Here is a 20430-nt window from a genome sequence, read left to right as displayed (position 1 = left end):
AGGCAAAGCCGTTGATCGCCGACGGCAAAATACTCTATGGTGGCGGGAGCCGGGAAGGCGAGTTTCTGTTTGAGAAAGGAACAGGCGGATGAACGGCTTGGACTGGGTGCTGACGATCATCGGGATCTTGTGCGTCGTGCGCGGTTTGTGGCGCGGCGCCGTGTCCCAGGTGTTCGGGATTGTGGGGGTTTTGGGAGGCTTTTACCTTGCCGGCTATTATTGCGGGGCCGTGGGTGCAAAGATCGCCCAGGCCGTTCCATCTCTTCCCCAGCCGGTGATGGTGGCTTTCGTGTTGTTGTTCGTCCTCACCTGGATCGTCCTGGGACTGACCGGTGCCTGGTTGTCGCGCCTGGTGCAGCAGGGCCCCGCCGGGTGGGTGGACCGGGCTTTCGGGGGGGCTCTGGGGCTTGCCAAAGGCTTGGTGGCGGCTGTTTTGATCGTCTCCTTCCTGACCTTCTTTCTCCCTTACGAAAGCCCCCTTCTCAGGGAATCCAGACTGGCTCCTTACGTTCAGCAGGCCGCCCGGTTGGCCGTGAAGGCCACGCCCAAAAGCCTGGAAGAGAAGTTCGAGCGGAAACGCAAAAAGCTCTACGAATACTGGGCGGACAGACGGGAAGCGTGAAAGGAATGAAACCATCCATGGAAGGCGTACAAATGTCGGAGGACAAGTCCTCCCAGAGCGCGAATCGCTGGGACGGCGTTGGTCGCATCTGGGAGATCATCGATCGACTGAGAGGAGAAAACGGGTGCCCCTGGGATCGGAAGCAGACTCCGGAGACGGTCCAGACCTATCTGGTGGAGGAGGCTCACGAAGCGGCCGCCGCCATCCGTTCCGGAACCAAGGAAGATGTGGCGGAGGAACTGGGGGACCTGCTGTTCATGGTTCTTTTCCTCGTGCACCTCTACGAAGAAGAGGAATCTTTTTCGCTGGAAGACGTTTGCCGGGCCATCTGCGAAAAGATGATCCGTAGACACCCCCACGTGTTCGGGGATGTGCGGGTAAAGTCGGCCAAGGACGTGCGTTCCAACTGGGAAAAGATCAAGGAGAGGGAAAAGGGGGGAAAGCGCCAAGGGCTGGGCATTCCAAAAACATTGCCGGCGCTGGCCCGAGCCTACCGAATCCGGGCCCGTCAGGAAGACGGAGGGGCGGTTTCCGCCTCGCTGGAAGACGCCGTGCAAGGGATCCGTGCATGCGTAAACGGCCTGGGGCGAACGGATTTGCGTGATCCCGACCAAAGCCGGGCGTTGCTGGGAACCCTGCTCTACCGCACCGTGTGCCTGGCCCGGGCGCTGGGACAGCGACCGGAAGACAGCCTGCACGCCTATTTGGATGCCCTGGAATCCTCCATGGCGGGGGGCCCGGATTCCTGAATCGAGACCCCTTTTCCGTACCAGGCCAGCCCGTCCAGAACGGCATGGCAAGAACAGCTGGTGGCCAGGATGTGGGCGCCGGGATGGGCCTTGACGGCCCGAAGAATCTCCTGCATTTGATCCAATGTGTACCCGCCGACTCCGGGAGCCATCTGCCGGCTGCGCAGCACGTGGATCCGGTGGCCGGGGGCGCTGAGCCGGGCCAGGTGCTGGTGCAAAATGCCCTGCCGGGGCTTGCCGGTGAAGGTGCAGATCTTGTCGGGCTCCGGACAGTTGTCCGGGCAGCGAAAATCGGCGAAGCTGGCGTAGAGGGTTCCCGTGGGGGTGCGCAGCGGGTGCGGGACGTGGTGATCCAGTTCCACCGGGACGGGCAGGGGGTGGGCGGATCCGATCCTCTGGAGCCGACAAAGGATCCATTGCCAAGCCACATGAACAGGGATCGCGGGGACGATCCACAGGTCCTTGGTCGGCTCGAGGCTTTCCAGGAAGGCCAAGGCGTCCTGTTCGACCTTTTCCGCCGGGGGCGTTCCTTGGAGATTCTCCAGGCGGGCGGCGTCCCGATCCACGATGATCAGGGAAGCTTGGGGATAACGCACGGGGAGCCGCTTGGCGGCGAGGCGCCCGAAGCGCCCCGCGCCCAAAATGACGATGGTGTTCGGTTGGACGGGAGGAAATCCCATGAGCAACATCTTCACCGTTTTCGAGAAACTGGCCGAGCAGAAGATCCAGGAAGCCATGGCACGGGGCGAGTTCGACAATCTTCCCGGCAAGGGTCAGCCGCTCCACCTGGAAGATGACAGCCACCTGCCTCCGGATCTGCGCATCGCGTACAAGATCCTCAAGAACGCCGACTGTCTGCCCCCGGAGCTTCAGCTGCGAAAGGACATCCAGACGACGGAAGAGCTCCTTGAGGGCATAAAAGACACACAGCAGAAATACCGTCAAATGAAAAAGCTGAATTACCTCATCATGAAGCTCAACATGATGCGCCGGGTGTCGCCTTTGCTGGAAGAGCACCAGAGGTACTACCCCAAGGTGTTGGAGAAGATCTCCGGCGGGAACAAGAAGACGGAAGAATGATGACGGAACAGCTTGATTCGGATGATTCCTGCCTTTTCGGCTGCGATGTTTTCCTGTCGGATCCGCCTTCCTGGCTTTTCACCAAACGAGTCGGCGTTCTGGCCAACCAGGCATCGGTTACTCGAACGCTGCAGAACGTGGTGGATGCCCTTGTGGAGGCGGGAGCGCGGGTGACGGCCGTCTTTTCGCCCCAGCACGGGTTCCATGCGGAAAAGCAGGCGAACATGATCGAATCGGATCATGGGGTGTACCCGCGCACCGGCGTTCCCGTCTTCAGCCTGTACGGCGAAGTGCGCCGGCCGACTCCGGCCATGTTGGAACGCGTCGACGTGCTTCTGGTCGACCTTCAGGACGTGGGCACCCGCGTCTACACCTACGGCACCACTGTCGGACTGTGCGTGGAGGCGGCCGCCGACGCAGGAATTCCCGTGGTGGTCCTGGACCGTCCCAATCCCATCGGCGGGGCGTTTGTGGAAGGAAACCCGGTGCGCGAGGAGCTTCGGTCCTTCGTGGGACGCTATCCGATTCCCATGCGGCACGGCCTCACGCTGGGCGAGCTGGCCCTTTGGGTGGCCCGGTCCCTGGAAAGGCCGGAGCTGGTGGAAGTGGTGCACGTTGCCGGGTGGCGCCGGGAGAAACTGTGGCCAGCCACAGGGCGGCCTTGGATCTTTCCATCCCCCAACATGCCTTCTTGGGAAACCGCGCTGGTCTATCCCGGCATGGTGCTTCTGGAGGGGACTAATGTGAGTGAAGGGCGCGGGACCACCCTGCCGTTTCTGCTCTTCGGGGCCCCTTTCGTGGATCCGGAAAAGCTGGCGGGTCATCTGGATCCCCGGGCGCTCGACGGGGTGGTGCTCAGGCCGGTGAGCTTTGAACCCACCTTCGACAAATGGGCCGGAGAGCTTTGCCGGGGATTCCACCTGGTGGTGACCGATCCCGCTCGCTTCCGACCCTACTGCTTCGGTCTTGCGCTCCTCCGTTCGTTTCTCAAGGCTTATCCGGATCGGTTCCGATGGCTGCCGCCCCCGTATGAATACGAGTACGAGCATCTTCCCATCGATATCCTGATCGGAGATGCGGAGATCCGCAAGGCCTTGGAAGACGGAGAGGGGCTGGATCGGCTGGAAGCCCGGTGGGCGGAAGCACTGAAAAGATACCAATCCTCCCGGGAGTCCCTCCTCCTCTATTCATGAACGCGCCGGGCACGGTCGTCGGCTCGTGTGGGAGCGGACCGGGTTTGCCCTCGGAGCTCAATTCTCCAAGGTCAGCAAAACGGCTTCGGCCACTTCTCTCATGGAACGGCGCGTGTCCATGCTCTTTTTCTGGAGCCACCGATAGGCTTCTTCGCCGGACAGGTGCAGGCGATCCATGAGGAGGTCCTTGGCCCGCTCGATGATCTTGCGCTTTTCCAGTTCCTCCTGAATGACCCGGGTCTGGACCAATAGCTCGGTGTTCTCGATGGCCACGGCGGCCTGATTGGCCACGGCCGTCAGGACGTTCATCTCCAGGTCCGTAAAACGATGTTCGAAGGACGTATAACAGTTGATGACACCGATGACCCGGTCCTTGACCCGCATGGGCATGCTCACCATGGACACCAGGCCCAGGTCCCGAGCCAGCTCCTTTTCCTTATAGTAAGGATCCTTGAGAACATCCACCGCCACGTAGGGTTTGTTGTCCACCACGACCTTGCCCACCACGCCTTCACCCACCTTGAGGGTTCTGTCCTTGACGTATTCGGGATTGATGGCCTGCGTGGCCCGCAGACGCAGCTCCTGGGACGGTTCATCCAGGAGCCAGAGGCTGCAGACGCTGGAATTCATGACTTCCGCGGTGACCATGACAATCAGACGGAGGATGTCTTCCAGGTAATGTTCGGAGGTGATGGCCTTGCTGATGAGGGTGAGGGCCTCCACGCTCTTGTCGGCGGCCGTGGAGTCCCCCGCAGGGGGCGCCGCCATGGGGCTTGAAGGGGGTTCCAGAAAGCGCAGGGGCGGCCTGCGCTTGTGGGCGGTGGCCTTCTGCAGGGCCCGGATCCTTTCTTGAACGCTGGGGTCCATTTTGCCGGTGTGCCCCTGCAGGTAGGCGTCCAGCTGATCGTAGGTGAAGCCCAGCTCTCCTTCGTCCGTTTGCCCTTCCCAGAGCCCCGCAGAGGGGGGGCGATCGATGATCTCGCGGGGAAGGCCCAGGGCCTCGGCGAGCGTGCGGACTTCGCACTTGAGGAGATGGAGGACGGGTTGCAGGTCGGCGGCCCCGTCTGCGTGCTTGGTAAAATAGCCGACTTTCCACTCGCTTCGGTTGCTGGTGCCCAGCACCAGGTAACGGAGCGACGCCGCCCGGTGATAGAGAGCCGCCATGCGAAGGCGGGCCTTGAGATTTCCGTAGAGCTTCGGATCGGCAGGCCCAAGGATACCCGCGAGGGCATCGAAGGCGGGGCTCAAATCGATTTCTTCGAAGGTCAGGCCTAAATGCTGCACCACCCGGTGGGCATCGCGGCGATCCACCGGGCTGCTGTGGCAGGGGAGCAACAGGCCCAAAGCGTTTTCGCCGAGGGCCTTGTGGGCCAAGGCGGCGCACACGGCCGAATCGATGCCGCCGCTGATGCCGATCACAACCCCTCGGGCCCCGGCTTCTCGAACCCGGGCGGCGATCCACTGCGAAAGGGTTGCTGCGTGTTCCAGGGCATCTTGTTCGTTGACTATCATCCTCTCTTCTCTTCCCGTTTCCGCAGGCCGCTGGACGGGCCCTTCGGGGAACCTGCCGGACAGACGCGCGTCCCGGCGCGGCTGCGGGGCCGATATCCCGGGGAGCATCAATGTCCTGTCAGTGGAGAAGATGTCCGATCCTGTTCCATCTCACGTAGCATTTTTCCGGGTCAAGAGTCAGCTCGCCATCGCTGTTCCAGGACCAGTAGATGATGAACGCTTTGCCTTTGAGTTCCGATTCGTCTACGAATTTCCAGAACCGACTGTCGTAGCTTTCATCCCGGTTGTCGCCCATCACAAAAAAGCTGTGGGAGGGAACGACAATGGGGCCCAGATTGTCGCGGGGACTCACGGAGCCGGGCAGAATTCGTGGGTCCGTGAACCGGGCATAGGGCTCATGCAGCAGTTGTCCGTTGACGAAAACTTTCTTGTCCCGTATTTCTATCGTGTCTCCAGGTAGCCCTATCACTCTCTTGATGAAGTCTTTAGATGGATCCTGGGGGTATTTGAAGACCACGATATCCCCCCTCCGGGGGGCGTCCCAATGGATCAGTTCCTTGTCCAGGATGGGAACTTTAATTCCGTAGCTGAACTTGCTCACCAGAATGTGGTCCCCGATAAGCAGTGTGGTTTTCATGGAGCCGGAGGGGATCTTGAAGGCCTGAACCACAAAAGCTCGGATGAAGAGCGCAAGAATCACTGCCACCACGATGGCTTCGGTGTACTCGCGAACAGCGCTCTTTTTCTTGTCTCGTGCCGCACGTCTGCGAGAAAAAAAACTCAATTCAGCCTCCCATTCTGCCGAAATAAAAGAAAGGGGAATGGAATCCGTTTGTAAATAGCTGAGGCAAGATGGTAAATAACAAATCCAAATGTGTGTCAATCCCTATTTGATGAAGGGGCCGGCGAGTCGCCATGTTTCGAAGAAAAAAAGAGATTGTGGGAGTGGATCTGGGTTCGTACGCCATCAAGATGATGCGCCTTACCCAAGGGAAAACCGGCTACCGGGTGGACAGCCTGGGAATGGCGATGGTGCCCCATGAAGCCGTCTCGGAGGGCCGGATCGAAAAACCCGAGATGGTGGCGGACGTCTTAAGAAAGCTGGCCAAGAATTTGCAGATCAAACCGGGGCCCGTGGCCACCTCGGTGTCGGGCTATGAGGTGATGATCAAGACCATCGAAATGCCCGGCATGTCCGAAGAGGAGTTGGGAAAGAGGCTTCGCGAGGAAATCGCCCAGTACGTCCCGTACCAGCTGGATGAAGTCAACGTTGATTACGAGATCCTGGATGTATCCAAGGACCGCCCCAACCACATGGAGGTTCTTCTGGTGGCGGCCAAGAAGGAATCGGTGGCGGACTATGCGGCCCTGATCGAAAAGGCAGGGTTCGAGCCGGCGGTGGTGGACGTGGATTACTTCGCTCTCAGCAACGCTTTTGAAGCCACCTACGGGGTGTTTTCCGATCAGAACATCCTTTTGATGGATATCGGTGCGGTCAAGACCACGCTCACCATTGTTCGGGGCGGGCGGCCGGTCTTTATGCGGGATCTGATGGCGGGAGGGCGCAATATCACGGACCGCATTGCCGTGGAGCTGGGGGTGGAGGTGGACCGGGCGGAGCGGATCAAGCTGGGACTTGGTGTGGAGGAAGTGGATGCCGAGCGGCTCGAGGGGGCCTTCATGGAAACGGTGGGGGAGTGGTGCGCCGATGTCCGCCGAGCCATGGATTTCTACTACACCAATTATCCGGAATCGAAGATTCACAAGATCTATCTGAGCGGAGGGTCGGCAAGGCTTCCAGCCCTGGATGCGCTCATCAAGAGCGAACTGGGCGTGGATGTGGACATCTTCAATCCTTTGCTGCGTCTTGAGACCAGTCCAAGCAAGTTCGATCCGGACTATGTGGATCAGGTGGGGCCGCAGATGGCCATCTGCCTGGGCCTGGGGCTGAGGAGAGCGGAAGACAAATGATTCGCATCAACCTACTGCCGGTTCGAAAGAAGGCCAAGAAGAGTACCGCCCGCCAACTTTTGGTGCTTTACGGGCTCTGCATTGTTCTCACCGGTATCGGCATCTTCTACTTATGGCAGGCCCAGGCGCGGGAGATCGATGCCCTCGGAAAACGGGAGGCCCAGCTACGAACCGAAATAGCCAAGTACGCCAAGTATGAAAAGCTGGTGCAAGAGATCAAACAGAAAAAAGAGATCATCGAGCGCAAAAAAGAGGTGATTCGAGGGCTTCAAAAGGACAGGGACCGGATGGCTCGGACCTTGGCCTTGATCAGCCTGCTGGTTCCGCCGGAGAAGATATGGTTTCAGAGCCTGTCGCTGACCGGAGGACGGGTGGATATCGACGGCGTTGCGAGAAGTAATGAGGCCATTGCCGAGTTCATGCGCAACCTTCGGGCGTCGCCCTACGTTCTGAGGGACAGCGTGCAATTGTCCCATTCGAAGCAGGTGGTGATCGCAGGTCGGAAACTGAGGGAATTCAAATTGAGCTGTTCCATGCGTTCCTATTCGGAACTGAGGGCCGCCTCGATGCCGCCCACTCCACAAGGTGCCGGGGCCCCGTCCCAACCGCAAGGTTAAAGTCCGGAGTCGGTGATGAGACTGAATCTCCCTTCCATGCAAAGCATTGAAGAACGAGTCGATGCCCTTCCGAGTCTGCAGAAAGCCTTGGTTTTCCTGCTGACGATCCTGCTCTTGGGGGGCGCCTTTTATTTTCTCAAGTACAAGCCCCAGGAAAAAGAGATCCGCCGGCTTCGATCCAGCGTTCAGTCCCAGGAGAAGCGTTTGGCGGACCTCAAGAAATACGCGGCGCAGTATGAGACACTCATGCAGGAGCTGGCCAAGTCCGAAGAAGAGTTTAGGGTGTTGATGGCCTTTCTACCGGATCAAAGGGAGATCCCGGAACTCCTGGAAACCGTCTCCGGCATCGGCGCTCAGGAAGGGCTGGAAAATCTCCTGTTCCAGCCTCAGGGAGAGCAAAAGCATGAGTTTCATGCCACCATCCCGGTGCGCCTGGATATGGTGGGCTCCTTCCACCAACTGGGGACGTTCCTGGACAAGATCAGCCGCCTGGATCGCATCATCCGGGTGGAAGCGTTGTCGCTCAAAAGAAGAAACGATTCATCGCTTCAGGTCAGTTGCAACCTCCAGACGTTCCGCTTTCTGGAAGAACACGAAAGAAGCCCCGCTGCGGCCGGGGGGAAGAAATAGTGGCTTGGTTTGGAAAGGCCTGGGGATGCCTTGGCGAACTCACGAGACAGGCAGGAAGCATATGAAGACGAAAAAGAGTTTTTTCATGGGCTCATTTCGCACACTCATCTGGATCGTGGCCGCTGCCGTGGTGATGGTCGGCTGTGTCACACCGCAGCAGCAGGCCAAGGGGCCCGAAGCCCCGGCGGCCGGCCCGACGTCCGGGGCCATGGCCAAGATGAACGTCGAAACCGGGCAAGCCAAGGTTTTCGGAGTGCAGGCCTACGATCGTGATGACCGGACCGAGGTGAAGATCCTTATGGATCGACCCGCCGCGAGCCACCGGGTGATGCGCCGCGGCACCCATGAGTTTGTGGTGGTCCTGGACGGTGTGGAGACCAGGCTGGGAGGCGGTTCCATCCCCACGGCATCCAGGAAACTGATAGCGGTCAAAGCGACCTCGGCCCCCGCCGGGACGTTCACCCTGACGGGACGCCTGCTGGATCCCGTCGGCCGGTTGGAAGCCCACGCCGTCGGAAAGGATCTGGTGGTGAACGTCTTCCCGGCGGCGCCCTCCGCCATGTCCACGCCCCGCGTGAGTCTTGCGGGGCCACGATCGGGGTCCGCACAGGGTTGGCCGGAAACTGCCGGCCGTCCTTCCCGGAACATGCTCAACGCCCGCCCCGCCCCGCCCGACGACGGTGTGATGGGATACAAGCGCCACTACCGGGGGAAACCCATCAGCCTTGATCTGCAGAATGCGGACATTCAAAACGTCCTGCGCTTGTTGGCCGATATCAGCGGCATGAACATCGTCCTGGAACCCGACGTGTCGGGAAAGGTGACGATCAAGGTGGAAAACGTGCCCTGGGACCAGGTGTTGGATATGGTCCTGATGATGAACCGGTTGGGCAAAGAGGAGATCGGCGGCGTCATCCGCATCGCCCGCCAGGAAAAGTTGAAGGAGGAGTGGAAGGAACGCGAGGAGCGCATCAAAGCCCAGCAGGAGCTCCTTCGGGCGCAGAAGGATCTGGGGGAATTGCAGACGGTTTACCTGCAGGTCAACTACGCCGATCCGGAATCCATCGCCGCCAAGATCGGGGAGATCAAGAGCGAGGACGGCAAGGTCAGTGTGGATCAGCGCACGAACCTGATCCTCTATACGGACTATCCGGCACGGATCGCCGAGGCGAGCGGCATCCTGGAGCGTCTCGACCGTCCGACCCGGCAGGTTCTCATCGAGGCACGGATTGTGCAAATCAACAGCAATGTTTCCAAGGACCTGGGGATAGACTGGGGCTTTTCCTTGACGAAAACCACGGATCATTCCGTGTCGACCGATTTTGCCGTCAATCACCCCGTCACCGCCACCTCGTCCGCCTCCATGACCATCGGGCGGCTGGTGGGCAGTACATTGTGGAACCTGGACCTTCGGTTGAGTGCCGCGGAGACGGCAGGGCAGGGCAAGGTGATCGCGGCGCCGAGGGTCCTCACGATGAATCACGTGAAGGCCACGATCTCCCAGGGAACTCAGATCCCGTACCAAGAGAAGACGGGCGAGGGTAATACGTCCGTGTCTTTCAAGGATGCGACCTTGGAGCTGCAGGTCACACCGCATATCACGCCCGACGGTCGCGTGCGGCTGCAACTGCAGGCCAAGCAGGACAGCCCCAACACGTCCATAACGGGCGGTTCCGGAGAACCGGCCATCGACACGAGGAAGATCGACACGGAATTGCTCGTGGACGACGGGGCCACTGTGGTGATCGGCGGGATCATCAAGGAAGAGGATTCCCGTGATGAGAGCCGAACTCCTGGTGTCCATCGGATTCCGATCCTGGGTTCCCTTTTTAAATCCGAGTCGGTGCGCAAAGACAAAAGTGAGTTGCTGATCTTCATAAACCCGAAAATCGTGGACCTCTCCGATCAGCGGACGGGGGCAGAACTATAGATCGTGCGATTCAATCCATGGGGTAGATCCCGATGAAAGGTCGTATAAAGGGTACATTACCGAGGTCTCAGGCCATCGCGTTGCATCTTCCGAGACGGCTTGTGGCAGCCGCATTCCTTCTCGGCCTGTTGCTGTCCGGTGCCTGTACCGTGCAGGGTCCCGGCTCAGGAGGCGGGATCTCCAAACACGAGGGAAGCCGGGAGAGTTCCGCTAACGAGGTCGCGAGGCTCCGGTTCGACGAATTGAAACCGGTCCGCATCGATTACCTGAGGCCCACCGAAGAGATTCTGAACCCGGAAGTCTTTGTCTACAAAGACAAGAGGCGCCTCTACGTCATGGATCGGGGCGTTCTGGTCCGCAATTATCCCATCGGACTGGGCAAGAACCCCAAGGGGGACAAGATGGGGGAAGGTGACGGCCGGACGCCGGAAGGAACCTTCTATATCTGCGTCAAGAACCCGCGAAGCAAGTTCTACAAGTCCCTGGCCCTTTCCTACCCCACGAAGAAGCATGCGGAGCAGGCATTCATGGCCGGGCTGTTGTCACCCGTCCAGTACCGCGACATCATACTGGCCCTGGAAAGGAAGGTCCAGCCGCCCTGGGATACGCCCTTGGGAGGAGAAATCTTCATCCACGGCGGCGGGGCGCACGGCGACTGGACGGACGGCTGCATCGCCCTGTACAACAGCGACATGAACGAGCTCTACACTATGGCGGATGTGGGGACGCCGGTCACCGTCCGCCCCTGATGCGCCGGTATCGCTTCTTTTCCCTGGCCGTTCGCCCCATGGGCCGCCGTGCTTTACCTGTACCAGCGCCGACGTTCCTCCCATTCCCGAAAGGACTTCTTCACCGTCAATTCGGCGAACCGTGGGTGGGCCAGGTAGTTCCAATTGGTCTTCAGGAATTCTTCCTTGAGCTGCTCCAGGGCGGCGTCTTTTTCCCCCGCGTCGATGAAGTTTCTCTCCTTCTTGTATCGGTAAACGAAAGGGTTGCCTGCTTCGCGGCGGAAGGCTTCCAGCAGCTCTTTATCGGTCCCCAGTTTGTCCAACAGGGAGTCGTCCAGGGGGATGGGAATCTCCACCAGCAGCTGCACGTACCAACGGTCGCCGGCGATTCTTTTGGACCTGTCGAACAGGTGAACAACAAGCCCCGTGGGGAGTGTTCTGGATTCCAGAAGTGCTCGTTCACCATTCATCTTTCGCTTCTCTCCTCCTCGTGGGTTTGGGAAGAACCCTCATAACCAATAAAACGGTTCCTTCGCAAGTCTGTTGCGGACGATCCACCCGGATCTCAACGGTCGCACGCTCGGCCCGGGGGAGCCATGTTTTTGACGGCTGCCGGCAAGGCGCTCGGGAATCGTTGACGTGCGCGGGTAAAAAGGATAAAGAATCAACTCTTCCACAAACCCCTGAACGCTTTCCAGCGACGAGGAGCAGGCCGATTCCCATGAAAAGAAAATACCTTCAGGTCAGATGGCACGGGCGCGGAGGACAGGGGGCGGTGACGGCCGCCATGATTTTGTCGGAAGCAGCCTTCGAGGAGGGCTATCGTGGGGTCACGGCGGCTCCCTTTTTCGGCGCCGAGCGAAGAGGTGCCCCGGTGATCGCCACCAACCGGTTTTCCTGGCGCCCTATCCGCACCTACTCGCTGGTGGTGGAGCCGGATATGGTGGTGGTTCTGGATGAGACGCTGCTGGAAACGGTGGATGTGACCGCCGGTCTGGCCCCGGACGGCCTGGTGCTGATCAACTCGCGCCTCTCCCCCGAGCACTTCCCCATCTCGGAAAGGTTCGCCGTGGCGACGACGGACGCCACGCGCTGTGCCAAGGAGGCGGGGCTTATCATCGCCGGCACGGTCCTTTCCAATACGGCCATTCTGGGCGGTTTTGCCCGTGCCACGTCCTTGGTGAGTTTGGAGAGCTTGGACAAGGCCCTGGCCAACCATTTCCAGGGAGAAGCCCTGGAAAAGAACCGGAAGGGGGCCCGGCTCGCCTTTGAGCGGACCACTCTGGCCGGTGAATGCACCCTGCAGTGCGCGTGATGAGGCCTGCGGCCCAGGCCTTCTGATGGAAGGAGAAGAGTGCGCATGAGCGAACCGAGGAAAGATCCATTCACGTTTGCCCATTCCCGGGCCTGTGTGGGAGAAGGAGGGCGGACCGGGGACTGGCGATCCGAGCGTCCCGTCATCGACCCGGAAAAGTGCACCCCCACGAGAAACAAGCGGCCCTCGTGCTTTCTTTGCTGGCTCTATTGCCCCGAGGGAGTGGTGAGCCGGGCCATCCCGGTGGAGATCGATTACGAGTATTGCAAGGGATGCGGCATCTGCGCCGAAGAATGCCCCACCAAGGCCATCAGGATGGTGGATGAAAAGGGGGACGACGAATAGATACTTCCATCATGCCGGGCTCTTTCGGGCGGTAAAGACGCAACGCCAGAAGGGCTCGGCTTGGCAGATCCACTCGTGAAATCGCACATCCAGAAAGCCGGCGCCTTCCATCAGCCGAGCAATCTCCTCGCACGTTTCCGACCCGTTGAGGCACCACACCCATCCCTCCGGTTCGTTCCGACACTCGTCGGGCAGCGGGCCGTTGCGGACCAGATCCGCCACCACCAGCCGGCCGCAGGGGGCGGCAACCCGTGCCAATTCCCGGACGATCCGGTCCTTTTCGGGGAAGACGTTGAAGACACCGTTTAAAACGACCCAATGGAAGCACTTTTCGGTGAAGGGAAGGATCTCCCCATCCGCCTGGACCCAGTGGACGCCTCCGGCTTCCCCGGGCTGGTTCCCGAACGCCCGTAAACCGGCGGCCAGAGCCTCGTAGGCAATGTCCAGATTGACCACCGTCGCGGCGGAGGAGAGTGTCTGACGCACGAAGAAGGCATCCAAGCCGACGCCCGATCCCAGATTGAGAATGCGCTGGCCGGGGCGGACGTCCAGGTACGGGAGCGGGTTTCCGCACGGAAAGAACCGGTTCCAGAGCGCGTCGTCCACTGCCCGGAGCACGTCCTCCGGGTATCCCAGGGATCGGGCCATGGCTCTTCCACCCAAAACGGGGAGCGAGGGGGAGGCCCCGGCCCGATACAGCCGCCTGTAGGTCTGGATCACACGCACCTTGGCGTTTCCGCCCGCCATCTCTTCCATCCGGCTCAGCCCCGTTGTCGCTCGCCATTGTGCATGATATGAAAAAGCAAACCCGTACCTATCATCCTACCGCGGCAAGACCTGCAGAAAGGGGGCGGTCATGGCAGTCCGAGTGCTGATCGAAAGGATCGTGGACCCCGACAAGGAGCTTCAGCTGCAGCACAAGCTCCTCCAGTTGCGTGCCAAGGCCATGCAGGCGGGCGGCTACATCTCCGGCGAGACCCTCCGCGCCGTGGGAGATCCCCAGCGGTTCCTGGTCATCAGCACCTGGAACAGTCTGGATGACTGGAAGGCCTGGGAAAACAATCCCGAACGGCAGGCCCTGCAGGAGGAGATCGATACTCTTCTGAGAGCCCCCGCCAAGGTTTCGGTCTACGCCTACGCCTGATTGCGGGCCCTTTTCAGCGGGGCGCGAAGCGTTCCCTTTCACTGTAGATGCATCCGCAATAGTGCTGGCGGTAGATGCCGAGTCGGGCCGTCTGTTCCTTGCCGTCGCGCCATCCGGTCCGGAAGTCCTCATAATGGAAGGGGACCCCCCATCTTTTGGACGCCTCCTGTCCGAGAGAGCGGATCAGGTCGTGCTTCTGGAACTTGCTGTAGAGAAGCGTGGTGGTGAACGCGTCGAAGCGGCTTTTCTTGGCCAGCCGTGCCGCTGATTCGATCCGCCGGGAGTAGCAATAGAGGCATCGACTCCCCTCTCGAAAGGCCGTCTGCCTGAGGAACGTTTCCAACTCGTAGTCTTTTCGCACAATCACCGGCACATCCTTTGCCTCGGCGGCTTCTTCCAATGCCTTCAGGCGCCTTTCCAGTTCCTGGTAGGGCTGGATGTGGGGGTTGTAGAAATAGGCGTGGACCGTCCAGCCTTCTTCCCGCAGTCGGTCCAACGGGTGGAGTAGGCAGGGACCGCAGCATGTGTGGAGGAGAATCCGGGGCATGTTGCTCATCCTCCGTGGAGTCCGCTCCGGCGGTCTTTGCGGCCGAAGGCTTTCCGGCAGGCTTCCGCCAACTCCCGGGGCAGGCCGTCCATGTTGCCGTTGCTCATGAGAAGAACGGTATCGCCCGGCTGGATTCTCGCCATGAGATCCGCCGTCACCGGGTCGTGTTCCCTGTACAGATGGGCGGGTATCCCCTGCGCGGCGATTCCTCGCACAAGGGCCTGAGTGTCCAGCCTTTCCTCCGAAGGTATGGAATGGAAGCCGGCGGGTTCCTTGATCGCCACCCAGTCGGCTCCGGAAAAGACTTTCGTGTACGTCTCCTGAAAGAAGCGCCTGCGGCTCGTGTTGGTCCTGGGCTCGAAGACGGCCAGCAGTCTGCCGTGCGGGTAGAATTCCCGAATCGCCTGCACGGTTTCCTGAACGGCCGTGGGATGGTGGGCGAAGTCGTCGACGATCGTGACGGATTCGTCGTGGTAGAGGATGTCCTGGCGGCGCCGCATGCCCTCAAACCGCCGGAGTCCCTCTTGGAATGCGGCCTCCGAGATCCCCAGCTCACGGCAAAGGGCCAAAACGGCCAAGGTGTTTGAAGCATTGTGCCTTCCTGGAAGGGGAGATTCCAGTTGAAGGGACCCACCGGAGGGATCCTTGACCAGAAGGCGGGCCCTTCCCCCTTCGTGGACCATCCGCTCCAGCCGCCAGTGACAGCCGGAACCCCGACCGTAGGTGATGATCCTGGCTCTGCATTCTTCGGCCGCCTCCAGGCAGTGGGCGTCGTCTCCATTGACGACCAGAAGACCGTCCGGGGGAATGAGGCGGCTCAATCGTCGGAAGGACTCCTTGATGTGGTCGAGATCCCTGTAGATGTCGGCATGATCGAATTCGATGCTCGTCATGATGACCGCCCAGGGACGATAGTGCAGAAACTTGGGGTTCTTGTCGAAGAAGGCCGTGTCGTACTCGTCGCCTTCCAAGGCCATGTAGCGACCGTTTCCGAGCCGGTAGCTCCGGCCCCAGTTCTTGACGAATCCTCCGATGAAGACGGAGGGATCGAGCCCGGCGGATTCCAGGATAAAGCCCAGGAGGCCGGTTGTAGTGGTCTTGCCGTGCGTGCCGGACACCACAAGGCTCTTGTGCCGGGTCAAGACGAATCTTTCCAGGGCCTGCGGCATGGAGATCATGGGAATTCCCAGCGCCGCCGCCTCCCGAGCCTCGGGATTCTCCCTTCGGATGACGTTTCCCACAATCACCGTATCCGGTCGGGCGCGCCGAATGTTTTCTGCATCATATCCGGGCAGGACCGGAATCGCCTTCTGTTGGAGAAACGTGCTCATGGGGGGATAGAGGTTGGTGTCGGACCCGGTCACCTGGTATCCGCCGTCCTTGAGCATCCCCGCCAGCGTGCCCATGGCGATCCCGCCGATTCCCATCAGATAGAGGCGTTCGGATGAGCTCTTCATATCTCCAGGCAATTAGAACCTCCCCTTGGATCTGTCCTAACTCGGATGATTCTTTCCTAAAGCGAGCGATTCTTTCTTCGGGTGTCGCTTACACCGCGTGATCAGCGGGCGGGGATAAACCCCGCCCCTACCCAAGGGGTCCGTGCTTTTTGTAGAGGCGGGCTTTACGCCCGCCCCTCAGGACCTGTCCACGAGAAAGAATCGTCCAATTTAGGTTTTTCCCATTTGCGGTCCTCCGGCGGGCGTGAAACCCGGCCCTGCAAGATCGGACGGACCTCTCGAACCATCGGTCCATTCAGGTCTGTGTCTTTAGGGATCACAACCTGTCAATGCTCGCATCACCGTGTCATGGACCACGGGCCGAAAGGCTCGAATGCGTTCATCATTCCTGGACGGGTGCACCCGGTTTGTCAAGAGGATGATGGCGATGCCCGTGGTTGGGTCAAGCCAGAAGGAAGTCCCCGTGAATCCCAGGTGCCCCACGCTTTCCGGCGAAAAGAAACGGCCGGCGGCGGGCGTCTCTCCGGACGGATGGTCAAAGCCCAAGCTCCAGGCCTCGCCGGCACCGTCGCACCGCGGCTTCCAGAAAAACCGGATGGTTTCCGCCGAGATGTACAAGCTCTTTGTGGAAGCGGTGGCTTCAGCCGAAGCCCGGACATTGGACGTGAACCCGCTCTCGGGGATTTTCGATCCGATCCACAGCGCCTGGACCCAACGCCACACGTGGTCGGCCGATCCGAACAGCCCGGCATGACCGGCCACGCCTCCGAGGCAATAGGCGTTTTCGTCGTGCACTTCCCCCTGAAGGGTCCTGCCGCGCCAGGGGCACCTTTCGGTGGCGGCGACGGACGCGATTTCTGGGCCTGTCGGTTCCCGGCGGTCCTTTACGATCTCTCCGGGTCTGTAGGCGAGCCCGGTTTCCAGGGGAAGGGCGATCTTTTCGCGGAAGAGTCGGTCCAAGGGGGATCCTGAAATCTCCTCCAGGATCCAGCCCAGGAGCAGGTAGCCCAGATCGCTGTAGATTCGCTTTTTCCCCGGGCGGTGGTTCAGGGGTTCTTGAAGGATCCAGCCCAGGAGCGTCTCCCGGCGGCGGTTGAAAGGGATTCGCACAAGATCCTTATAGTAGGGCCGGTAGGCGGGCAGGCCCGATCGGTGGGACAAAAGGGCTTCCAGGGTCAGAGTGCGTTTGTCGGCGGGCACGAGCGTTCGAGGAAAAAAGCGGGGCAGCGGATCCTCCAGGGCGATTTCCCTTGTTTCATGGAAGATCATGAAGAGAGTGGCGGTCGCCACCGGCTTGGTCAACGAGGCCAGATCGAAGAGCGTTTGGAAACCCACAGGAGCTGAGGGCTCATGGAAGGAAGTGGTCCCCCAGGTTCCTTCAAGGACCTTTCGGCCGTCGACTCCCACGACCAGGGAGGCCCCGGAGAAGACACCTTCTCCTATGGCATGGGCAAAGAGGGAGGAGAGTTCCTTTTCCAGGGAGGTCATCGGGATGCCCACGGGACCTCCGCGCAGGTCAAGGTTCCCTTGGAAGTGTCCAGGGTGAATCTTGCGCCCAAGGGCAGGACGTGGTTGCGGGCGCCGTGGCCGAAGGGAAGGCCCAGGACGACGGGAATCGAGCGGGGAGCGGAGTATTCCCGGAGCAGCATTCGGATCTCGTCGGGATCGCCGCAGTCCGTGAACGTACCTCCGATGATCCCGCCGATCCGGTGAAAAACACCGGCGGCCTTGAGGTGCATCAGCATGCGGTCGACGCGGTAGGTTGGTTCCGCCTTGTCTTCCAGCAGGAGGAGGGCGCCTTCCAGAGAGGGAGCATAAGGGGTTCCCATGAGATGGGAAAAGCAGGTGAGGTTTCCGCCGGCCACAATGCCGGAAGCCTTGCCTTCCTGAAGAATTTGCTCATCGGACAGGTGCCATTCTAAAGGCCGGGATCCGCTCAAGTACGCCAGGGTTTCCTCGAAGACAATGGGATCGTCGGCGAATTCAATGGCGTTGGGGCCGTGAAAGGTGATCCAGCCGGTCAGAGCGCCCAAAGCGGCGTGCAGGAAGGTGATGTCACTGTACCCGCAAAAGATTTTCGGTTTTTCAGGAAAAGAACCGAAAGGAAGGCGCGGCAACAGCCGACTGGAACCGTAGCCGCCGCGGATGGCGAAAACGGCGTCCACCGAGGGGTCGGTGAGCGCCCGGATGAGATCCACGGCGCGGTCGGCGTCCGAACCGGCCAGGTAACGATCCCGGCCCGTGACGTGCCGGCCGATGACGACTCGAAAGCCTTTCTCCTCAAAAAGCCGACGAATCTTTTCCGTCCGGTCGGAAGGGAAGGAACCGGCGGGAGCCGCCAGCGCCACGGTCATGCCCGGCGCCAGAGGAAGCGGGCGCGGCCGGGCGCCGGAGGATCGGCGAGAACGGCGCGGCATCATGGTTTCAGTGTTGATTCCGCTCGAAAAGGATTTTCAATCCCTTCAGGGTCAGATAGTCGTCCACCTCTTCGATCTCCGGACACTCGCTGGCTATCAGAGGGGCCAGACCGCCCGTGGCCACGACTCGAAGGGGCGTCTGGATCTCCTTTTTCATCCTTTGGATGATTCCGCCCACAAGTCCCGCATATCCGAACACGATGCCGGCGTTCATGGACCCAATGGTGTTCTTGGCCAGGATCGACTTGGGCCGCGCGAAGATCTCCACCCTGGGAAGTTTGGAAGCCTTCTGGAAAAGCGCTTCGCACGAGATCAGAATTCCCGGGCAGATGACGCCTCCCATGTACTCGCCCCGCTCGGACACGTAGTCGAAGGTGGTGGCGGTGCCGAAGTCCACCACGATGGTGGCCGAACGGTATTTCTCGTAGGCGGCCACGGCGTTCACGATCCGGTCGGCCCCCACTTCCTTGGGGTTGTCGTACAGGATCGGCATGCCCGTGCGGATGCCGGGACCCACCACCAGGGGCTGTATCTGGAAATACTTCCGGCAGAAGCCTTCCACGTCTCGCAGGACCGGCGGGACCACGCAGGAGATGATGATGTCCGTCACCGCATTGAAACGAAGGTCCTGGGTTTCAAAAAGGTTTTTCAACAGGATCCCGTACTCGTCCGCCGTGGTGTTCACTTCAGTGCGGATCCGCCAATCGTGCACGAGCCGGTCCCCGTCGAAGAGGCCGAGGACCGTGTTGGTGTTTCCGATGTCCATTACGAGCAACATGAAGACCCCTCGGCGGTTGCTGTGGTCGGCCGGTTGAAATGCTTCCGGATGAGGTCCGCCATCTCTTCGGCCAGTGTTTCAATGAGCGTCTCGTCCCGGCCTTCGATCATGACCCGGATGACGGGTTCCGTTCCGGACGGACGGATGAGGAGGCGGCCGTCGGAGCCCAGCCTGTCTTCGATTTTGGAGGCGCACGTCATGATTTCCGGCACCTCCTCGATGTTGCGCTTCTGGGCCACCCGGACGTTCTTGAGTGTTTGCGGGAATCTCTCCATGACGGTCTTGAGCTCGGAAAGGGGCCGCTGGGCTTCCAGCATCACCGCCAGGATCTGCAGGGCGGAGAGAATGCCGTCGCCGGTGGTGCTGTGTTCCAGGAAGATGATGTGACCCGACTGCTCTCCTCCCAGGCAGTAGTCGTCCTGGATCATCCTTTCCACCACGTAGCGGTCCCCCACGGCGGTCCGCACCAGGGAGATGCCCATGGAGCGCAGAGCCACCTCCAGGCCCATGTTGCTCATGACCGTGGCCACCACGGTGTTCTTCTGCAACCGGCCCCGGGCGTGCAGGTGTTTGGCGCAGATGGCCATCACCTGATCCCCGTCCAGGATCTCCCCGTTTTCATCGGCCAGGATGACCCGGTCCGCGTCGCCGTCGAAGGCGATCCCCACATGGGCCTCGTGTTCTTGGACGAGACGCGCCATTTCTCCGGGGTGCAGGGAGCCGCAGCCCGAGTTGATGTTCTTGCCGTTGGGCCGGTCTCCCACCACGATCACCTGCGCCCCCAGCTCTTCGAAGACGGCGGGAGCCACCTTGTACGCGGCCCCGTGGGCGCAGTCCAGGACGATCTTCAGCCCTTCCAAAGTGAGATTCCTGGGGAAGGTGTTCTTCAGATAGACGATGTAACGGCCGTGGGCGTCATCGATCCGCTTGGCGCGGCCGATGTCGGCCACGTCGGGTCTGGGAATGCGATCGATCTCCCCCGTCAGGATGAGCCGCTCGATTTCCGCTTCCACTTCGTCGGGGAGCTTGAAGCCCGTGCCTGCGAAGATCTTGATGCCGTTGTATTCGTAGGGATTGTGGGATGCCGAGATCACGATGCCGGCGTCCGCGCGCATGCTGGTGGTGATAAAGGCGATGCCCGGAGTGGGGAGAGGACCCACCAGCAGCACGTCCACACCCATGGCGCAGATGCCCGCCGTGATGGCGTTCTCGATCATGTAACCCGAAATCCGGGTATCCTTTCCGATCACGATCTTGGGTCTCTGGTGCCGGTTCCTGAACAGGTGAGCGGCTCCCATGCCCACTTTCAAGGCGATGTCGGTGGTCATGGGATACGCGTTGGCGATCCCTCGAATCCCGTCCGTTCCGAACAATTCTCCCATGGTTCGGGCTCCT

General features: G+C 60.5%; 23 protein-coding genes. 12 read left to right on the top strand and 11 right to left on the bottom strand.

Features of this window, described 5'->3' with window-relative positions; all coding sequences use genetic code 11:
* Nucleotides 1–88 precede the first annotated feature (88 nt).
* Together BUB04_RS00570 and BUB04_RS00565 are read left to right on the top strand one after the other, a co-directional pair.
* A complete protein-coding gene (locus BUB04_RS00570) occupies nt 89–622 on the top strand; it encodes a CvpA family protein (RefSeq protein WP_073035936.1) in 534 nt (177 codons plus the stop codon).
* A gap of 32 nt (nt 623–654) precedes the next feature.
* A complete protein-coding gene (locus BUB04_RS00565; RefSeq protein WP_073035933.1) occupies nt 655–1371 on the top strand; it encodes a MazG family protein in 717 nt (238 codons plus the stop codon).
* Here BUB04_RS00565 and BUB04_RS00560 read toward each other — a convergent pair.
* Nucleotides 1323–2051, bottom strand: coding sequence for a Rossmann-fold NAD(P)-binding domain-containing protein (locus BUB04_RS00560; protein WP_073035931.1), 729 nt, complete (start codon nt 2049–2051; stop codon nt 1323–1325). The genes BUB04_RS00565 and BUB04_RS00560 overlap by 49 nt on opposite strands.
* Between BUB04_RS00560 and BUB04_RS00555 the strand changes: the two genes are divergently transcribed.
* Together BUB04_RS00555 and BUB04_RS00550 are read left to right on the top strand one after the other, a co-directional pair.
* Nucleotides 2050–2451 (top strand): DnaJ family domain-containing protein, encoded by a 402-nt coding sequence (locus BUB04_RS00555; RefSeq protein ID WP_073035929.1) that lies wholly within the window; start codon nt 2050–2052, stop codon nt 2449–2451. The genes BUB04_RS00560 and BUB04_RS00555 overlap by 2 nt on opposite strands.
* Nucleotides 2448–3644 (top strand): exo-beta-N-acetylmuramidase NamZ family protein, encoded by a 1197-nt coding sequence (locus BUB04_RS00550; protein ID WP_073035928.1) that lies wholly within the window; start codon nt 2448–2450, stop codon nt 3642–3644. Before BUB04_RS00555 ends, BUB04_RS00550 begins: the two co-directional genes overlap by 4 nt.
* A gap of 57 nt (nt 3645–3701) precedes the next feature.
* Here the strand turns inward: BUB04_RS00550 and nadE are convergent, their stop codons facing one another.
* Nucleotides 3702–5156, bottom strand: coding sequence for an NAD(+) synthase (gene nadE, locus BUB04_RS19545; RefSeq protein WP_218588336.1), 1455 nt, complete (start codon nt 5154–5156; stop codon nt 3702–3704).
* 118 nt (nt 5157–5274) lie between these two features.
* A complete protein-coding gene (gene lepB / locus BUB04_RS00535) occupies nt 5275–5940 on the bottom strand; it encodes a signal peptidase I (protein ID WP_073035926.1) in 666 nt (221 codons plus the stop codon).
* A gap of 131 nt (nt 5941–6071) precedes the next feature.
* On the opposite strand from lepB, the gene pilM reads away from it, so the two are divergent.
* The 5 genes from pilM to BUB04_RS00510 all read left to right on the top strand — a co-directional run bounded on the left by pilM (nt 6072) and on the right by BUB04_RS00510 (nt 11053).
* Nucleotides 6072–7127 carry a type IV pilus assembly protein PilM gene (gene pilM / locus BUB04_RS00530; protein WP_073035924.1) on the top strand — a complete coding sequence of 352 codons (1056 nt, stop codon included), beginning with the start codon at nt 6072–6074 and terminating at the stop codon, nt 7125–7127.
* The gene (locus BUB04_RS00525; RefSeq protein ID WP_073035921.1) at nt 7124–7744 is read left to right on the top strand and encodes a PilN domain-containing protein; all 621 of its coding nucleotides are present in this window, start codon (nt 7124–7126) and stop codon (nt 7742–7744) included. Before pilM ends, BUB04_RS00525 begins: the two co-directional genes overlap by 4 nt.
* Nucleotides 7745–7759: 15 nt before the next feature.
* Nucleotides 7760–8374 carry a type IV pilus inner membrane component PilO gene (locus BUB04_RS00520; RefSeq protein WP_073035919.1) on the top strand — a complete coding sequence of 205 codons (615 nt, stop codon included), beginning with the start codon at nt 7760–7762 and terminating at the stop codon, nt 8372–8374.
* Nucleotides 8375–8435: 61 nt separating this feature from the next.
* Nucleotides 8436–10304, top strand: coding sequence for a type IV pilus secretin PilQ (locus tag BUB04_RS00515; RefSeq protein WP_073035917.1), 1869 nt, complete (start codon nt 8436–8438; stop codon nt 10302–10304).
* Between the two features lie 101 nt (nt 10305–10405).
* Nucleotides 10406–11053, top strand: coding sequence for a L,D-transpeptidase family protein (locus BUB04_RS00510; RefSeq protein WP_245795087.1), 648 nt, complete (start codon nt 10406–10408; stop codon nt 11051–11053).
* Between the two features lie 53 nt (nt 11054–11106).
* On the opposite strand, the gene BUB04_RS00505 is transcribed toward BUB04_RS00510, so the two are convergent.
* On the bottom strand, nt 11107–11502 hold the full coding sequence (locus tag BUB04_RS00505; protein ID WP_073035915.1) for a hypothetical protein: 396 nt from the start codon (nt 11500–11502) through the stop codon (nt 11107–11109).
* Nucleotides 11503–11753: 251 nt separating this feature from the next.
* Between BUB04_RS00505 and BUB04_RS00500 the strand changes: the two genes are divergently transcribed.
* Both BUB04_RS00500 and BUB04_RS00495 read left to right on the top strand, forming a co-directional pair.
* The gene (locus BUB04_RS00500; protein ID WP_073035913.1) at nt 11754–12347 is read left to right on the top strand and encodes a 2-oxoacid:acceptor oxidoreductase family protein; all 594 of its coding nucleotides are present in this window, start codon (nt 11754–11756) and stop codon (nt 12345–12347) included.
* Between the two features lie 45 nt (nt 12348–12392).
* Nucleotides 12393–12692, top strand: coding sequence for a 4Fe-4S binding protein (locus BUB04_RS00495; protein WP_073035911.1), 300 nt, complete (start codon nt 12393–12395; stop codon nt 12690–12692).
* 9 nt (nt 12693–12701) lie between these two features.
* Here the strand turns inward: BUB04_RS00495 and BUB04_RS00490 are convergent, their stop codons facing one another.
* Entirely contained in the window at nt 12702–13448 is a 747-nt protein-coding gene (locus BUB04_RS00490; RefSeq protein WP_073035909.1) for a methyltransferase domain-containing protein, read from the bottom strand.
* A gap of 100 nt (nt 13449–13548) precedes the next feature.
* On the opposite strand from BUB04_RS00490, the gene BUB04_RS00485 reads away from it, so the two are divergent.
* The gene (locus BUB04_RS00485) at nt 13549–13836 is read left to right on the top strand and encodes an antibiotic biosynthesis monooxygenase family protein (RefSeq protein ID WP_073035907.1); all 288 of its coding nucleotides are present in this window, start codon (nt 13549–13551) and stop codon (nt 13834–13836) included.
* A gap of 13 nt (nt 13837–13849) precedes the next feature.
* On the opposite strand, the gene BUB04_RS00480 is transcribed toward BUB04_RS00485, so the two are convergent.
* From BUB04_RS00480 to glmM, 6 genes are all read right to left on the bottom strand, one after another.
* Nucleotides 13850–14383, bottom strand: coding sequence for an epoxyqueuosine reductase QueH (locus tag BUB04_RS00480; protein ID WP_073036120.1), 534 nt, complete (start codon nt 14381–14383; stop codon nt 13850–13852).
* Between the two features lie 5 nt (nt 14384–14388).
* Nucleotides 14389–15852 carry a UDP-N-acetylmuramate--L-alanine ligase gene (locus tag BUB04_RS00475; RefSeq protein WP_143156295.1) on the bottom strand — a complete coding sequence of 488 codons (1464 nt, stop codon included), beginning with the start codon at nt 15850–15852 and terminating at the stop codon, nt 14389–14391.
* A gap of 297 nt (nt 15853–16149) precedes the next feature.
* Nucleotides 16150–17340 (bottom strand): serine hydrolase domain-containing protein, encoded by a 1191-nt coding sequence (locus BUB04_RS00470; protein ID WP_143156294.1) that lies wholly within the window; start codon nt 17338–17340, stop codon nt 16150–16152.
* Nucleotides 17325–18194, bottom strand: coding sequence for a S66 peptidase family protein (locus BUB04_RS00465; protein WP_178371855.1), 870 nt, complete (start codon nt 18192–18194; stop codon nt 17325–17327). Before BUB04_RS00465 ends, BUB04_RS00470 begins: the two co-directional genes overlap by 16 nt.
* A gap of 70 nt (nt 18195–18264) precedes the next feature.
* A complete protein-coding gene (locus tag BUB04_RS00460) occupies nt 18265–19035 on the bottom strand; it encodes a type III pantothenate kinase (protein WP_073035898.1) in 771 nt (256 codons plus the stop codon).
* On the bottom strand, nt 19023–20417 hold the full coding sequence (gene glmM / locus BUB04_RS00455) for a phosphoglucosamine mutase (RefSeq protein WP_073035896.1): 1395 nt from the start codon (nt 20415–20417) through the stop codon (nt 19023–19025). Before glmM ends, BUB04_RS00460 begins: the two co-directional genes overlap by 13 nt.
* Nucleotides 20418–20430 lie beyond the last annotated feature (13 nt).

The organism is Desulfacinum infernum DSM 9756, assembly GCF_900129305.1.
Taxonomy (GTDB): Bacteria; Desulfobacterota; Syntrophobacteria; order Syntrophobacterales; family DSM-9756; genus Desulfacinum; species Desulfacinum infernum.
The sequence above is the reverse complement of the archived record's forward strand: the minus strand, read 5'-3'. Positions and strand labels throughout refer to the sequence as shown.

Excerpts from the sequence above, each read along its gene's own strand:
- BUB04_RS00570 (WP_073035936.1), top strand. The coding sequence starts at position 89 with ATGAACGGCTTGGACTGGGTGCTGACGATCATCGGGATCTTGTGCGTC.
- BUB04_RS00565 (WP_073035933.1), top strand. The coding sequence starts at position 655 with ATGTCGGAGGACAAGTCCTCCCAGAGCGCGAATCGCTGGGACGGCGTT.
- BUB04_RS00555 (WP_073035929.1), top strand. The coding sequence starts at position 2,050 with ATGAGCAACATCTTCACCGTTTTCGAGAAACTGGCCGAGCAGAAGATC.
- BUB04_RS00560 (WP_073035931.1), bottom strand. The coding sequence starts at position 2,051 with ATGGGATTTCCTCCCGTCCAACCGAACACCATCGTCATTTTGGGCGCG.
- BUB04_RS00550 (WP_073035928.1), top strand. The coding sequence starts at position 2,448 with ATGATGACGGAACAGCTTGATTCGGATGATTCCTGCCTTTTCGGCTGC.
- nadE (WP_218588336.1), bottom strand. The coding sequence starts at position 5,156 with ATGATAGTCAACGAACAAGATGCCCTGGAACACGCAGCAACCCTTTCG.
- pilM (WP_073035924.1), top strand. The coding sequence starts at position 6,072 with ATGTTTCGAAGAAAAAAAGAGATTGTGGGAGTGGATCTGGGTTCGTAC.
- BUB04_RS00525 (WP_073035921.1), top strand. The coding sequence starts at position 7,124 with ATGATTCGCATCAACCTACTGCCGGTTCGAAAGAAGGCCAAGAAGAGT.
- BUB04_RS00520 (WP_073035919.1), top strand. The coding sequence starts at position 7,760 with ATGAGACTGAATCTCCCTTCCATGCAAAGCATTGAAGAACGAGTCGAT.
- BUB04_RS00515 (WP_073035917.1), top strand. The coding sequence starts at position 8,436 with ATGAAGACGAAAAAGAGTTTTTTCATGGGCTCATTTCGCACACTCATC.
- BUB04_RS00505 (WP_073035915.1), bottom strand. The coding sequence starts at position 11,502 with ATGAATGGTGAACGAGCACTTCTGGAATCCAGAACACTCCCCACGGGG.
- BUB04_RS00500 (WP_073035913.1), top strand. The coding sequence starts at position 11,754 with ATGAAAAGAAAATACCTTCAGGTCAGATGGCACGGGCGCGGAGGACAG.
- BUB04_RS00495 (WP_073035911.1), top strand. The coding sequence starts at position 12,393 with ATGAGCGAACCGAGGAAAGATCCATTCACGTTTGCCCATTCCCGGGCC.
- BUB04_RS00490 (WP_073035909.1), bottom strand. The coding sequence starts at position 13,448 with ATGGAAGAGATGGCGGGCGGAAACGCCAAGGTGCGTGTGATCCAGACC.
- BUB04_RS00485 (WP_073035907.1), top strand. The coding sequence starts at position 13,549 with ATGGCAGTCCGAGTGCTGATCGAAAGGATCGTGGACCCCGACAAGGAG.
- BUB04_RS00480 (WP_073036120.1), bottom strand. The coding sequence starts at position 14,383 with ATGCCCCGGATTCTCCTCCACACATGCTGCGGTCCCTGCCTACTCCAC.
- BUB04_RS00465 (WP_178371855.1), bottom strand. The coding sequence starts at position 18,194 with ATGACCGTGGCGCTGGCGGCTCCCGCCGGTTCCTTCCCTTCCGACCGG.
- BUB04_RS00460 (WP_073035898.1), bottom strand. The coding sequence starts at position 19,035 with ATGTTGCTCGTAATGGACATCGGAAACACCAACACGGTCCTCGGCCTC.
- glmM (WP_073035896.1), bottom strand. The coding sequence starts at position 20,417 with ATGGGAGAATTGTTCGGAACGGACGGGATTCGAGGGATCGCCAACGCG.